The following is a 15,342-nucleotide window of genomic DNA, read 5'->3' on the forward strand; positions in this document are numbered from 1 at the left end:
GTCCCGGAGTGAGGGACAATGAGCTCTCTTCCAGGGCGGGTTGCCGCATTGCGCGGGAGCTCCGGACGCGGGCGAGAAACAGGGATCGCAGAGGGGACGCATGTCGGAGGCGGAGCAGTCGCGGGACACGGGGCAGGACCCCCGGCGGGACGCCGCCGCGGGCGCCGCCACCGACGGCGACCGGGGTGCGGTTCCGGCCGCGCGCGCGGAGCGGGACAAGAAGCCGGTGGACTCGGCGGATTCGGACGGTTCGGCGGCGCCGAAGACCCCGGAGACGCCCAAGGTGCCGAGGGCGTCCAGGGCGCCGGAGGACACCCAGGCCGGACAGGCCGGGCGGACGGCGGAGGACGCGCGGCCGGCCGGCTCCGCCGACGTGCCGTCGGCCGAAGCGGCGGGTGACGACAGCGGGCCGGCCGGTGCCGACCCGTCGACGCGCGCCGGCCGGGCACCGGCCGCCGGTAGTGGCGCCGACGCCCCCGCGCGGCAGGAGGCCGCCTCGCCGGCCGGTACGCGGGACGCCGGGCAGGACGTCCGGGACAAGGTTTCTGACACCCCGACCACGACGGTCCTCGCCAAGGGCCGCAGCGGCGCCGCGGACCAGACGGGCCGCAGCCGGGACGACAAGGAGTCGGACAGCCCGGCGACCGCGATCCTGGCCAAGGGCCGGAGCGGTGGCACGGGCGCGGGCGGACCGGCGCGGGACAAGGCGGCGGACGCTCCGGCGGCCACCGGCCTGGCCAAGGACCGCGCCACCGGCGCGGGCGCGGCCGGGCGAGGCGTCCAGGACGCGGTGCCGGGCAGCGCGAAGGGCGCGGGCAAGGCCGCAGGTGGCAGCGGGTCGACCGACGGGGCCGCGCCGGCCGCGGGCTTCGGGGCCGACGCGACCGGAACGGGCGCCCGGGCCGGACGGGCTGACACGCCGTCCGCCCAGGGACGCCTCCTGGCCGGGCGCTACCGCCTCGGCGTCGTCCTCGGCCGTGGCGGCATGGGCACCGTGTGGCGCGCGGTCGACGAGACCCTGGGCCGGACCGTCGCCGTCAAGGAGCTCCGCTTCCCCAACAGCATCGACGAGGACGAGAAGCGACGCCTCATCACCCGGACCCTGCGCGAGGCCAAGGCCATCGCCCGGATCCGCAACAACGGCGCCGTGACCGTCTACGACGTGGTCGACGAGGACGACCGCCCGTGGATCGTCATGGAGCTCATCGAGGGCAAGTCGCTGGCCGACGCCGTCCGCGAGGACGGCACGCTCACCCCGCGCCGCGCCGCCGAGGTCGGCCTCGCCATCCTCGACGTGCTGCGCTCCGCGCACCGCGAGGGCATCCTCCACCGCGACGTGAAGCCGTCCAACGTGCTGATCGCCGAGGACGGCCGGGTCGTCCTCACCGACTTCGGCATCGCCCAGGTCGAGGGCGACCCCTCGATCACCTCCACCGGCATGCTCGTCGGCGCCCCCTCCTACATCTCGCCCGAGCGGGCCCGCGGCCACAAGCCCGGACCGGCCGCCGACCTCTGGTCGCTCGGCGGGCTCCTGTACGCCGCCGTCGAGGGCAGCCCGCCCTACGACAAGGGCTCCGCCATCGCCACCCTCACCGCGGTGATGACCGAGCCGGTCGACCCGCCGAAGAACGCGGGACCGGAGCTGGAGAAGGTCATCTACGGCCTCCTCGCCAAGGACCCCGACCAGCGGCTCGACGACGCGGGCGCGCGGGTGCTGCTGCGCGCCGTCCTGGACGCGCCGGAGGCGCCGCCGGAGCCCTCGCCGGAGGCGACGAGGGTCGTTCCGCTGCCCCCGCTCCCCGATCGTCCGCCGGTGGCCGCCAAGCCGGAGAAGCCCGCCCGGGAGAAGGCCGGCGAGGCGACCGCCGAGCGGCTCCGGGGCGCCCTGAAGTCCGTGCGCAACGCCGCCGCGGGCGCGGCCACGCGGAGCGAGGCCGACCGCAGGCCCGGCGCCGGGACGCCCGAGCGGCCCGGGCAGGCCCGCGCCTCGCTCACCGACGTCGTCCCGCGCCGCACCCTGGTGATCATCGCGGCGGTCGTGGTCCTCGCCCTGCTCGGCACGATCCTGTACGTCGCCCTCGGCGGCGGCAACGCGGGCACCGACCAGGGCAAGGGCACCGCCTCCGCCGGCACCACGGCCTCGGCGGGCACCAGTTCCGGCGGCACCGACGGCCGGACCGACGACGGTACGGACACGACCCCGAGCGACCCCGACCAGCAGGGCAGCGGCGGCACACCGGCGACCGACGGCGGCGGGCAGGGCGGCACCACGCCGTCCGGCACGCCCGGCGGCGACCAGGCGGGCGGCGGCCCGAAGCTGCCGCCCGGCTATGTGATGGTCACCAACGACCGCTTCCACTTCCGGATGGCGATGCCCGCCACCTTCAAGCTCGCGGCGATAGCGGGCCAGAACTCGGGCGGCATCTTCCACGCCGGCGGCACCGGATTCCCGCGCGTCCAGGTCGACTTCAACGACAGCCCGAAGGACGACGCGGCCGCCGCCTGGCGCGCCGCCATGGCCGCCGTCGCCGCGTCGAGCAACGGCTACAAGCACATCGGCATACGCCCGGTCGCGTACAAGGGCTATCCGACCGTGGCCGACTGGGAGTTCGAGCGCACCCAGAACGGCATGCGCGTCCGGGTGCTCAACCGGGGCTTCAAGGTCGACGCCGACCACGGCTACTCGATCATGGTGAGCTGCCGGGCCGACGCCTGGGACGCCGCGGAGTGCAAGACGCTCCGCGAGACCGCGTTCGCCACGTTCGGCCCCAAGGACTGACGGGCGCACGTATCGTGAGAGGCCCCGCCCGCGAGGGCGGGGCACGGCGGACGGCAGGCGCGTGGGGAGGCGTCGTGGACGACTACGCGGGAAGGGTGCTGGCGGACCGCTATCGGCTGCCCCTGCCCCCGGCGGACGCGTACGACCACGTCGAGACGCGCGCCTTCGACACGTACAGCGGCCAGGAAGTGCGGATCCGTCAGGTCCCGCTGCCCGAGGTCGTGGACGCCGAACTCCTCGACGACGAGCCGTTCACGGCTCCCGGACGCGCGACCCGCAGACCGGCCGAGCCGACGGTCCGCCGCGCCGTCGAAGCCGCCCAGGCCGCCGCGCGGATCCCCGACCACCCCCGACTCGACCAGGTCTTCGACGTGTTCGCGGAGGCCGGTTCCCTGTGGATCGTGAGCGAGTTCGTCGCCGCCACACCGCTCTCCGAGCTCCTCGCCGACGGCCCGCTGACCCCGTACCGGGCCGCCGAGATCGGCGCCGACCTGCTCACCGCCCTGCGCACCCTGCACGCGCACGGCTGGACCCACCGGAACGTCACCGCGCGCACCGTCCTCGTCTGCGACGACGGCCGCGTCGTCCTCACCGGCCTCGCCGCAGGCGCCGCCGAGGAGGCCCTCTGCGGCTACGCCCCGGTGCCGCGCGAGGAGGACTCCCCGTACGGGGTGCCCGGATTCGGCCGGGAGGTCTACGAGACCGAGGTGTACGACGAGGCCGAGGCGTACGACGAGAACGCGCTGTATTCCGAGCACGAGGGGTACGGCGAGACCGGGGACCACCGGGAGTACGACGAGGCCGGAGAGTACGGCGAGGCCGGAGAGTACGGCGAGGCCGAGGGCCACGAGGAGTTCGCAGGCTACGAGGAGGGCGAGCCGTACGGCGCGGAGGTCCACGAACTGGAGCCCCCCGCACCCGCGACCGTGAACCGGGTGCCCGGGTCCCGGGCGCCCGAGGGCGAGCCGGGCGAAGACGACGAGCCGGACGGTCCCGGCACGGCGTACGGCGCCGGCTACGGGCCCGACGGAGGCACCCCGTACGGCGGTCCGGGCCGGCCCGAGCTGTCCGCCGCGCCCGTGCCCGTCGTGCCCACCCCCGCCGTGCCGCCCGCCGCCGACGTGCGGGCCGCCCGTGCCGGGGCCATCGCCGCCTACCGCGCCGGGGCCCGCGCCGCCGCGCGGATCGGTGAGACCGGAGCCCTCCCGGCCCCGCGCCCCGCCACGCCCGCCGACACCACGCCCCCGGCCGGTGGCCCGCCCTCGCCTCCTGCGCCGCCGCAGTGGTGGTCCCGGGCGGGCGACGAGGACGACGCCGACGACCTCGACGACCTCGACGACGAGGACGAGACGGGTGGCGGCTACGGGACGCCGCCGCCGCGCGCCTACCTGGCCGGGACCTGGAGCGACGGCCCGCACGCCGCCCGCGACGGCGGGCGTTCCGTCCCGGCGGGCGGCGGCGGGAGCACCGGCCCCGCGCTGCCCGCGCTCCCCGCCGGATACCGGGCGGCCGCCCCCGCGCAGCCGCCCGCGTCCGCCGCCGCCCCGACCGGTGACGGCTCCGGCGACCCGTACCGGGGACCGGTGACCCGGCTCGCCGCCGAGCGGGCCCGCCAGACCCGTATCGCGGTCGTCGGCGCCGTCACCGAGCGCTGGGCGCCCGAGCAGGCCGGCCCGGTCCACGAGCACTGGCGGCTCGCCCCGCCCATCGGCCCCGCCACCGACCTGTGGGCGCTGGGCGCGCTGCTCTACCGGGCCGTCCAGGGCCACGCCCCGTACCCCGAGGACAGCGCCGCCGAGCTGGTGCAGTTGGTCTGCGCCGAGCCGCCCGCGTTCGCCGAAGAGTGCGGGCCGCTGCGACCGGTCGTGGAGTCGCTGCTGCGCCAGGACCCCACGGAGCGCCCCGACGTCGAGGAGCTGAGCGGCTGGCTGCGCTCCCTGGTGCGGTCGGCGCCCGAGCCGGAGGCCGGGATCGGAGTCGTACCGCTGCCGTCCCCCGACGTCACCCGGCTGCCCATCGTGCGCCGCCGCGGCGAGCTGGTGCGGCGCCGTCGCGGCGGAGCCTCGGGCGGCCGGCACCGCCAGGGACGCGCCGGCAGGGGCCGCGACCGCCGGAACCCGCGCCAGCCGTCGTACGCGGCGCCCGCGGCGTACGGGCGGCGCACCAAGCCCGCCGACACCGCGCACGCCGACACCGCGGACCTGCACGAGGAGATCCCGCAGCGCGCCCCGCGCGCGCCCCGCGCCCCCGGCCGCACCTCGGGCTCCCCGCGCGCCCTGGGCTGCTCGCTGCTGCTGCTCGTCCTCCTGCTGCTCGCCGGGGCGATCGCCTACGCGGTGTGGTTCATGCCCCGGCAGGGCGAGGAGGGGAGCGGCGGCAGGACGGCGCCGCCGGCGACGTCCGGTGCCCCGGCGACCGCGTCGGCGCCGCCCGCCACCGGCGAGCCGTCGTCCCGCCCCACCCCCCACCAGCCGGCGACCACCCCGCCCGCGGCCGACCCGTCGGCGCCCGCGCTCGCCGCCGGTTACGTGCTCCGCACGGACCCCGAGGGCTTCCAGGTCGGCGTGCCGCGCGACTGGCGGCGCAGCCCGATCAACGACGCCGGGCAAGTGCGCTACACGAGCGGTGACTTCACGCTGATCGTCGTGCCCGGCCGGGACACCGTGCAGGCGAACGGCTCCGATCCCATGGCGTACCAGCGGACCAAGGAGCGGGAGCTCCAGCCGTGGCGGGACTCGTCCTGGTCCAGCGCCTCCGGTCTGCGCCGGATCGACGTCGGCCGGCAGACGATGGCGGTGGGTCAGTTCACCTGGCAGGACAGCACGGGACGCGAGGTGTTCGTGCGCAATATGGCGCTGATCGAGGGCGGTCGCTACCACGTCGTCCTCGTCATCGGGCCGGAGAACGAGCGGGACAAGGTCTCCGAGGTCTACGACCAGGCGGTGAAGGGATACCGCGCCACCCGCTGACCCGGTCCCGCCTCGCCCCGCCTCGCCCCGCCTCGCCTCGCCCCGAAACGGCCGCCGGTCACAGGTTGTTCCCAATGCCCGCCCCGAGGTTCCGTGAGCCGTGCCCCCCTCCGTAACCTTGCCTCCGAAGCAAACAAGCGGGGGCACGTGGAACATTCTGAGAGCACCGGCACCGGGCTGCTGCTCGCCGGGCGTTACCGGCTGGGCGAGTCCATCGGGCGCGGCGGCATGGGCAAGGTCTGGCGCGCCCACGACGAGGTGCTGCACCGTGTGGTGGCGGTCAAGGAGTTGACGGCGGGACGGTTCGTGGCCGAGGCCGACCGGCTGGTCCTGCACGCCCGGACGCAGAAGGAGGCCCGGGCGGCGGCCCGGATCACCCACCCCGGCGTGGTCACGGTGCACGACGTGCTCGAGCACGACGACCGTCCGTGGATCGTGATGCAGTACGTGGACGGGCCCTCGCTCGCGGACGCGGTGAAGGAGTCCGGTTCCGGCACGATCGAGCCGCGCGAGGCGGCCCGGATCGGCCTGCACGTCCTCGGCGCCCTGCGCGCGGCGCACGCCGCCGGAGTGCTGCACCGGGACGTGAAGCCCGGCAACGTGCTGCTCGCCCGCGACGGGCGGGTCCTCATCACCGACTTCGGCATCGCCGCCATCGAGGGCGACTCCTCGATCACCCGCACCGGCGAACTCGTCGGCTCCATCGACTACCTCGCGCCCGAGCGGGTGCGCGGCGGCGACCCGGGCCCGGCCTCCGACCTGTGGTCCCTGGGCGCCACCCTGTACGCGGCGGTGGAGGGCGGCTCGCCGTTCCGCCGCGGCTCGCCGATCAGCACGATGCAGGCGGTGGTCACCGAGGAACCGCCGTACCCCCGTAAGGCCGGCGCGCTCGCCCCGGTCATCGTCGCGCTGCTGCGCAAGGACCCCGACCAGCGCCCGCGCGCGGACGAGGCCGAGCGGATGCTGCTCGACGCGATGGAGGGGCGGACGCCGGAGGCCGCGCAGGCGTACGTGCCGACGCGGCGGATGGGCCGGGAGGAGCTGAGCGCCGCGGGCGCCTCCGCCACGACACCGCTGCCGCTGCCGCAGGACGACCTGGCGGCGCCCGCCCCCGCCACCACCGTCCCCGTCCAGGCCCGAGCCGCGACGCCCACCCAGGCCCAAGCCCAGGCCCAAGCCCAGGCCCAGACCCCGCCCCAGCCCCAGGGCCCGGCGGCCCATGACCCGGCCCAGGCCCAGCACCCGGCCCAGGCCCAGCACCCGGCCCGCGTCCAGGGACGGGGCCGCTGGCGCTCCTCGCTGCTCGCGGCCGTCGTCGCGGGGCTCCTCGCGGGCGGCGCGGTGTTCGCCGCCATGACCCACCTGGGCGGGGACAAGGGCGACCGGGGCGGCGCCGGCCCGTCCACCACCTCCCAGGGCGCGGGCAAGGACCCGGCCGGGGACCCGGCCCAGGGCGAGATCCCGGCCGGCTGGCACCGGGTCGAGGATCCGGAGGGCTTCAGCCTGGTCGTACCGGACGGCTGGAAGCGCCAGGCGGACGGCGACCAGATCGACTACACGCCCGACAACGGGCGCCACCGCATCCGGATCAGCATCGACCCCTCGCCCGACTTCGAGAACCCGTACGTGCACATGCTCGACCTGGAGAAGATCGTCCGGAAGCGGGCCGAGTACCAGCGCATCCGGCTGACCCAGAACACCTTCCGTGACCAGGTCAAATCCTGCGTGTGGGAGTTCACCTGGATCGAGAAGCAGACCTTCCCGGGGCCGCGCCACGCGATCGACCAGGTGTACTACGACGACGACGGCACCGAGTACGCCCTCTACATGGCCTCGCCGGAGGAGAGCTGGGAGCGCACGCGTGAGCAGTTCGACATCGTGAAGAAGTACTGGAGGGCGCCTGGAGATGCCGTAAGCCCCTGATCAGGGCTTATGTGCCAGTGTTCACTGGCGCGTTTGTGCGCGCCGGGTGAAAACGCGTTACTGACGGGTACCCAAAGGCGGGTTTGCGCCCTACCCTCGCCCTCATGACGGACTCGCAGGCATCCTCCCCCACGGACGCGGCCGCCGCCGCGGCCACCCTCGACGCCCCCGGCACGCCCGCCACGCCCGGCACCAACCCCGTCGCGCCCGCGCCTGCCGGCGCGCGCACGGCCGCCGACGTGGTCACGCCCGATCTGGTCGTCCGGCTCACCCGCGGGGTCGTGGGGTCCGGCCGTACCGCCAACCACACCCCCTTCACCGGGGACAAGCTGGCGGACCTGCCCGAGTCCACCCCCGAGGACGTCGCCGCCGCCTTCGCCCGCGCCCGGGCCGCCCAGGGCGCCTGGGCCGCGACCCCGGTCAGGGCGCGCGCGGCCGTGCTGCTGCGCTTCCACGACCTGGTCCTCCAGCGCCAGGGCGAGGTCCTCGACCTCATCCAGCTCGAGACCGGCAAGGCCCGCCTGCACGCCCACGAGGAGGTCCAGGCGGTCGCCGTCGCCGCCCGCCACTACGGCCGCAAGGCGCCCGCGTACCTGCGTCCCAAGCGCCACACGGGTGTCGTGCCGACCCTCACCAAGGTCACCGAGCTGCGCCAGCCGCGCGGGGTCGTCGGCCAGATCGCGCCCTGGAACTACCCGCTGGAGCTCTCGGTCGGCGACGCCCTGCCCGCCTTCGTCTCCGGCAACGCGGTCGTGATGAAGCCGGACACCGAGACCGCCCTCACCGCCCTGTGGGCCCGCGACCTGCTGATCGAGGCCGGTCTGCCCGCAGAGGTCTTCCAGGTCGTCCTCGGCGAGGGCCCGGTCGTCGGCCCCGAGGTCGTCCGCCACGCCGACTACGTCTCCTTCACCGGCTCCACCCGCACCGGCCGCGAGGTCGCCCAGGGCGCCGCCGCCCGCCTCGTCGGCGTCACGCTCGAACTCGGCGGCAAGAACGCCATGCTGGTGCTCCAGGACGCCGACATCGAGAAGGCGGCCGCCGGCGCCGTCCGCGCCTGCTTCTCCTCCGCCGGTCAGCTCTGCATCTCCATCGAGCGGCTGTACGTGCACGAGTCGGTCGCCGACGAGTTCATCGCCCGCTTCGCCGCCCGCACCAAGGCCATGCGACTCGGCAACTCCCTCGCGTACGGCGCCGACATGGGCTCCCTCGTCGGCGAGCGGCAGTTGGAGACCGTCACCCGGCACGTCGAGGAGGCCGTCGCCAAGGGCGCCAGGCTGATCGCCGGCGGCGTCGCCCGCCCGGACATCGGCCCGCTCTTCTACGAGCCGACCATCCTCGAAGGCGTCGAGGCCCCGATGGCCGTCTGCACCGAGGAGACCTTCGGCCCGGTCGTCTCCGTCTACCGCTTCACGGACGAGGACGAGGTCGTCGAGCTGACCAACGCCACCCCGTACGGCCTCAACGCCTCCGTCTGGACCACCGACTCCCGCCGCGGCCACGCCATCGCCGCCCGGCTGCGCACCGGCACGGTCAACATCAACGAGGGCTACGCGCCCGCGTACGGCAGCGTGCAGGCCCCGATGGGCGGCATGAAGGACTCCGGCCTCGGCCGGCGCCACGGCTCGGAGGGCATCCTCAAGTTCACCGAGGCCCAGACCGTCGCCCAGCAGCGGCTGATCCCGCTCGCCCCCTCCTTCGGGATGGACGACGAGAAGTACGCCGCCTTCATGAGCACGTCCCTGAAGGTCATGAAGGCCCTGCGCCTGCGCTGACCCGCACCCGTTTCGCCGTCCCGCCCCGAAGCCCCTTTTCGTACGAGGAGAGCCATGACCGTGGTACCCCCTGCCCAGAATCAGGAAGACGACGGTGCGTACGACTACGACGTCATCGTCGTCGGCTCCGGCTTCGGCGGTTCGGTCACCGCCCTGCGCCTCACCGAGAAGGGCTACCGGGTCGGCGTCCTGGAGGCCGGGCGGCGCTTCACCCGCGCCACCCTGCCCAAGAACTCCTGGGACCTGAAGAACTTCCTGTGGGCCCCGGCGCTCGGCCTCTACGGGCTCCAGCGCATCCACCTGCTCGGCAACGTCATGGTGCTCGCCGGCGCCGGGGTCGGCGGCGGCTCGCTCAACTACGCCAACACCCTCTACGAGCCGCTCGACCCGTTCTTCCAGGACCCGCAGTGGAAGGACATCACCGACTGGCGCGAGGAGCTCGCGCCCTTCTACGACCAGGCCAAGCGGATGCTCGGCGTGCGGCTCAACCCGACGATGACGCCCTCCGACGTCCACCTGAAGGCCACCGCCCAGGCGATGGGGATCGGCGACACCTTCCACATGGCGCCGGTCGGCGTCTTCTTCGGGGACGGCGCCGATGCCGACGGCACGGCGAGGGCGAAGCCGGGCGGCGAGGTCGCCGACCCCTACTTCGGCGGCGCGGGCCCGGCCCGCAGGGCCTGCACCGAGTGCGGCGAGTGCATGACCGGCTGCCGGCACGGCGCCAAGAACACCCTCAACGAGAACTACCTCTACCTCGCCGAGAAGGCCGGCGCGGTCGTCCACCCCATGACCTCCGTCGTCGCCGTCACCGAGGACGCGCGCGGCGGCTACGCGGTCAAGACCCTCCCGACCGACAACCGCAGGAAGGGCGCGGGCCGGACCTTCACCGCCCGCCGGGTGGTGATCGCGGCCGGCACGTACGGCACCCAGACCCTGCTGCACCGGATGAAGGACACCGGGCTGCTGCCCCGGATCTCCTCCCGGCTCGGCGAGCTGACCCGTACGAACTCGGAGGCGCTGGTCGGCTCGCAGACCACCGACCGCCGCTACCGCAAGAAGCACGGCAAGGACCGGGTCGACTTCACCCGGGGCGTCGCCATCACCTCGTCGATCCACCCCGACGCGAACACCCACATCGAGCCGGTGCGCTACGGCAAGGGCTCCAACTCGATGGGCGGTCTGACCGTCCTCCAGGTGCCCTACGGCGCCCACCGCGTCCGCAAGTGGCTCCTGGAGATGGTCAAGCACCCGGCGCTCGCGCTGCGCTCGCTGTCCAACCGGCGGTGGTCGGAGCGGACCATCATCGGCCTGGTGATGCAGTCCCTGGACAACTCCCTCACCACCTACCGCAAGCCCGGCGGCCTCGGGAAGGGCCTGCTCACCGCCCGCCAGGGCCACGGCGCCCCCAACCCGACCCAGATCGAGGCCGCGACCCGTGCCGCCTCGCTGATGGCCGAGGAGATCAACGGCTTCGCCGGTTCCAACATCGGCGAACTCATGGGCACCCCGCTCACCGCCCACTTCCTGGGCGGCTGTCCGATCGGTGCGGACGCCGAGTCGGGCGTCATCGACCCGTACCACCGCCTCTACGGCCACCCGGGGATCTCCGTCGTGGACGGTGCCGCGGTCTCCGCCAATCTGGGGGTGAACCCGTCCCTGACGATCACGGCGCAGGCGGAGCGGGCGATGTCCTTCTGGCCCAACAAGGGTGAGGAGGACCCGCGCCCGCGTCAGGGCGAGGCGTACGTGCGGCTGGCGCCGGTCGAGCCGAAGGCGCCCGCCGTCCCGGCCGAGGCGTTCGGCGCCCTGAAGCTGCCGTTCCTGGGGATTCCCGTCGTCCCGCCGGCCGTCCCGCCGGTCGCTCCGCCGGCCGTGCGGCCGAAGGAGACGGAGTCGGCGTAGCCGGATTCCGGAAAACGGAAAGGGCGCTGCACCCCCCTCCGAGTGCAGCGCCCCTCCAGTTTCTGGGTGGTGCTGAATAGATGACCCGTGACCTGGGGGATTGGTTGTAGCGCTCGCACGAGATCTTCATGTGACGCGCGTCACGTATCGAGCGGGGCTTTCGACACGCACGCCAAGGGGCCCCGCGCCGCGATTCCGGTCGCGGGCGCGAGGCCCCTGGTGAGGCGAGGAGGGGGGTGCGGGAAGGAGTGTGGGGGAGGAGGGTGTGGGGAGGGGGACCGGGACGGTGGGTGTCGGGTCGTTCGGCCGGTTGCGGCCGGTCCCGGGCGTCCCCGGAACCGACCGCCCTTTCTGGGTGACCGGGCTGCTGTCCCCTGCCGTCCGGTCACGCGCGCTGGGGCGAGGTCCCACGACGTACCGGAGGTACGTCACACGCCCCAGCGAGAGCCACGCGTGGTCTTCTTCGGGCCCGCCCCTGGCTGGCACGGACATCACGACCAACGAAGCCGCGCCGGGCCCGGTCACGCGCCGTACGGGTGAGGGTGCGACCGAACTCGGGTACGGGACAGCACTCACACGCGCCGGAGGCCGCCCCGGGCGGTCAGATCCGGCCTCGGCACAGCTCCAGCATCGTCATCGCGAGCGCCGTGCCCGGCTTGCCCAGCGCGTCCCGGTAGTGGCCGAGCACCTCCATCTCGCGGGCCAGGTTCACCCGGCGGCCGCCGGAGGAGACGCGGGCCTCCTGGATGACGGCCGAGACGGCCATGCGTTCCTGGATCAGACCGATGATCCGGTCGTCGAGCGCGTCGATGCGCTCGCGGGCGTCGCCGATGAGCGCGGCCGCCTCGTCGGTGCGGGCGCCGGTCTGCTCGGTGGGGGTCTTCGCGCCGAGGGTCTTCGCATGGAGGGTCTTGGCGTCGAGGGTCTTCTCGGGGGAGGTGGTGGTCACGGTGGGGCTCCTCGTGTCGGGTCGGGAGCCCCGGGGCGGCATCGCCCGGGAACAAGCAGAACGCCCCGGGCCTTGTCGGCCCGGGGCGCCTGGGAAGTCGCTTGTCAGTTGCTCAAGCAGCACGACCATGGCAGCCGGTGGGCCGGTTGCCATAGGTAAAGAGGAAGGTCGGGAGCTTGCGCATGGCGCACAGTATGGACCCCCGCGTGCGTCCGGGTGCAAGCCGGGCCCGGATGGTGAGACGAAGGCCACCCCGGTTCGGATGGTGAGACGAAACGCGTCATCGGCGCGCCGGTAGAATCGACAAATAGCCCCCTTCGGGGGAACCCCCAGGGATCCCCTCCTACCGCCGGAAGGCCGCCGAAGTGTCATCAGCGCCCCCCGCTGCCGCGCCCGACGTCACCAACCCGGACGTAGTCCTCGTTGTCGACTTCGGCGCCCAGTACGCCCAGCTCATCGCCCGCCGCGTCCGTGAGGCCCGGGTCTACAGCGAGATCGTCCCGTCCACCATGCCGGTGGCCGAGATGCTGGCCAAGAACCCGAAGGCGATCATCCTCTCCGGCGGCCCGTCCTCCGTGTACGCGGAGGGCGCCCCGCGCCTCGACCGCGAGATCTTCGAGGCCGGTGTCCCCGTCTTCGGCATGTGCTACGGCTTCCAGCTCATGGCGACCACCCTCGGTGGCACCGTCGACAACACCGGAGCCCGCGAGTACGGCCGTACCCCCCTCCACGTCAGCAAGGCCGGCTCCACCCTCTTCGAGGGCACCCCGGTCGAGCAGTCCGTGTGGATGTCGCACGGCGACGCCTGCTCCGCCGCCCCCGAGGGCTTCACCGTCACCGCGTCCACCGACGTCGTGCCGGTCGCCGCCTTCGAGAACGACGAGAAGAAGCTGTACGGCGTCCAGTACCACCCCGAGGTGCTGCACTCCACGCACGGCCAGCAGATCCTGGAGCACTTCCTCTACCGCGGCGCCGGCATCGAGCCCTCCTGGACCACCGGCAACGTGATCGAGGAGCAGGTCGCGGCCATCCGCGCCCAGGTCGGCACCAAGCGCGCGATCTGCGGTCTGTCCGGCGGCGTCGACTCCGCCGTGGCCGCCGCGCTCGTCCAGAAGGCCATCGGCTCGCAGCTCACCTGCGTCTACGTCGACCACGGCCTGATGCGCAAGGGCGAGACCGAGCAGGTAGAGAAGGACTTCGTGGCCGCCACCGGCGTCCAGTTGAAGGTCGTCGACGCGCAGGAGCGCTTCCTCACCGCCCTCGCCGGCGTCTCCGACCCGGAGACCAAGCGCAAGATCATCGGCCGGGAGTTCATCCGCGTCTTCGAGCAGGCGCAGGCCGAGATCGTCGCCGAGGGCGCCGCCGACGGCGAGGAGGTCGCCTTCCTCGTCCAGGGCACGCTCTACCCGGACATCGTCGAGTCCGGCGGCGGCACCGGCACCGCCAACATCAAGTCCCACCACAACGTGGGCGGCCTCCCCGAGGACCTGGAGTTCGAGCTCGTCGAGCCGCTGCGCCAGCTCTTCAAGGACGAGGTCCGCATGGTCGGCCAGGAGCTCGGCCTGCCCGAGGAGATCGTCCAGCGCCAGCCGTTCCCCGGCCCCGGCCTCGGCATCCGCATCGTCGGCGAGGTCACCAAGGAGCGCCTGGACCTGCTCCGCGAGGCCGACGCCATCGCCCGCGAGGAGCTCACCGCCGCCGGTCTCGACCGCGAGATCTGGCAGTGCCCCGTCGTGCTGCTCGCCGACGTCCGCTCCGTCGGCGTCCAGGGCGACGGCCGCACCTACGGCCACCCGATCGTGCTGCGCCCGGTGTCCTCCGAGGACGCCATGACCGCCGACTGGTCGCGCCTGCCGTACGACGTGCTGGCCCGCATCTCGACCCGCATCACCAACGAGGTCGCCGACGTCAACCGCGTCGTCCTCGACGTGACCAGCAAGCCGCCGGGCACCATCGAGTGGGAGTAGTCGCTCCCGCGGGTGCCGCCTGAGCGCCTGAGCGCTCGCGCACCCGAACGTCCGAGACCGCCGTCCCCGCTCCGCCGCGGGGGCGGCGGTCTCGCGTACGGGCCACGGGCGGCCGGAAAGGGGGGCCGGAAAGGAGGGCCGGAACGGGGTCCGCGCGGGCTCTGGTGAGTTGCCCGGCCGGGCGTTACCTTCCGGCGCATGACCGAGACACCGGCGTCCGCTCCCACGCCCGTTCCCGCGCCTTCCCCCGCCCCCGGGTCCGCCCCCGTCCCCGTACCCGTCGGGCAGCTCCACTTCGCCATGCCGCCCGTCCACGCGACGGCCGCCGAGGAGCGCAGGCACCGCAAGCAGCGCCTCGCCGCCGCGCTGCGGAACTTCGGACGGCTCGGATACGAGGACGGGGTGTCCGGGCACATCACCGCCCGCGACCCCGAGCACCCCGACTGCTTCTGGGCGAACCCCTTCGGCGCGCCCTTCGCCGAGATCACCGCGAGCGACCTGATCCTCGTCGACGGCGACGGCCGGGTCGTCCACGGCACCCACCACGTCAACCAGGCCGCCTTCACCGTGCACGCCCAGGTGCACCGCGCCCGGCCGGACGTCGTGGCCGTCGCCCACACCCACACCACGCACGGGCGGGCGCTCGCCGCCCTCGGCGAGCTGATCGACCCGATCACCCAGGACGCCTGCGCCTTCTACCAGGACCACGTCCTCTACGACGCCTACACCGGCGTCACCGTCGACCCCGAGGAGGGCCGGCGGATCGCGGTCGCCCTCGGCGCGTGCAAGGCGATCGTGCTGCGCAACCACGGGCTGCTCACGGTCGGCACCTCCGTGGACGCGGCGGCCTGGTGGTTCATCGCCATGGAACGCTGCGCCCAGGTGCAGCTCACCGCACGGGCCGCGGGCAAGCCGGTGCTCATCGACCACCGCGACGCCGTCGCCACCCGGGAACAGCTCGGCAGCGACCTCGTGGCCTGGATCAACTACCAGCCGCTGTGGCGGCGGATCAGCCGCGAGGAGCCCGAACTCCTGTCGTAGCGAACGTCCTGGTGACGGACTTGGCAGTCCTTACGTC

At 74.1% G+C, this 15,342-nt stretch carries 8 protein-coding genes; 7 read left to right on the forward strand and 1 reads right to left on the reverse strand.

What is annotated here, in order from left to right; genetic code table 11:
• The first annotated feature begins 100 nt into the window (after positions 1–100).
• The 5 genes from ABZ135_RS02685 (at position 101) to ABZ135_RS02705 (ending at position 11,348) form a co-directional block, all read left to right on the forward strand.
• A complete protein-coding gene (locus tag ABZ135_RS02685; RefSeq protein ID WP_356691022.1) occupies positions 101–2,779 on the forward strand; it encodes a protein kinase in 2,679 nt (892 codons plus the stop codon).
• 74 nt (positions 2,780–2,853) lie between these two features.
• Complete coding sequence (locus tag ABZ135_RS02690; protein WP_356691024.1) at positions 2,854–5,748, forward strand: protein kinase; 2,895 nt, start codon at positions 2,854–2,856, stop codon at positions 5,746–5,748.
• 147 nt (positions 5,749–5,895) lie between these two features.
• A complete protein-coding gene (locus ABZ135_RS02695; RefSeq protein WP_356691026.1) occupies positions 5,896–7,671 on the forward strand; it encodes a serine/threonine-protein kinase in 1,776 nt (591 codons plus the stop codon).
• A 104-nt stretch (positions 7,672–7,775) separates the two neighbouring features.
• Complete coding sequence (locus ABZ135_RS02700; RefSeq protein ID WP_356691028.1) at positions 7,776–9,443, forward strand: succinic semialdehyde dehydrogenase; 1,668 nt, start codon at positions 7,776–7,778, stop codon at positions 9,441–9,443.
• A 54-nt stretch (positions 9,444–9,497) separates the two neighbouring features.
• Entirely contained in the window at positions 9,498–11,348 is a 1,851-nt protein-coding gene (locus ABZ135_RS02705; RefSeq protein WP_356691030.1) for a GMC family oxidoreductase, read from the forward strand.
• A 601-nt stretch (positions 11,349–11,949) separates the two neighbouring features.
• Here ABZ135_RS02705 and ABZ135_RS02710 read toward each other — a convergent pair.
• Complete coding sequence (locus tag ABZ135_RS02710) at positions 11,950–12,297, reverse strand: chorismate mutase (protein WP_356691032.1); 348 nt, start codon at positions 12,295–12,297, stop codon at positions 11,950–11,952.
• A gap of 365 nt (positions 12,298–12,662) precedes the next feature.
• On the opposite strand from ABZ135_RS02710, the gene guaA reads away from it, so the two are divergent.
• Both guaA and ABZ135_RS02720 read left to right on the forward strand, forming a co-directional pair.
• Positions 12,663–14,264, forward strand: a complete 1,602-nt coding sequence (gene guaA / locus ABZ135_RS02715) for a glutamine-hydrolyzing GMP synthase (RefSeq protein ID WP_356691034.1) — start codon at positions 12,663–12,665, stop codon at positions 14,262–14,264.
• A gap of 300 nt (positions 14,265–14,564) precedes the next feature.
• Entirely contained in the window at positions 14,565–15,305 is a 741-nt protein-coding gene (locus ABZ135_RS02720) for a class II aldolase/adducin family protein (RefSeq protein WP_356691100.1), read from the forward strand.
• Positions 15,306–15,342 lie beyond the last annotated feature (37 nt).

It is taken from the genome of Streptomyces sp. NPDC006339 (assembly GCF_040612775.1).
GTDB lineage: Bacteria > Actinomycetota > Actinomycetes > Streptomycetales > Streptomycetaceae > Streptomyces.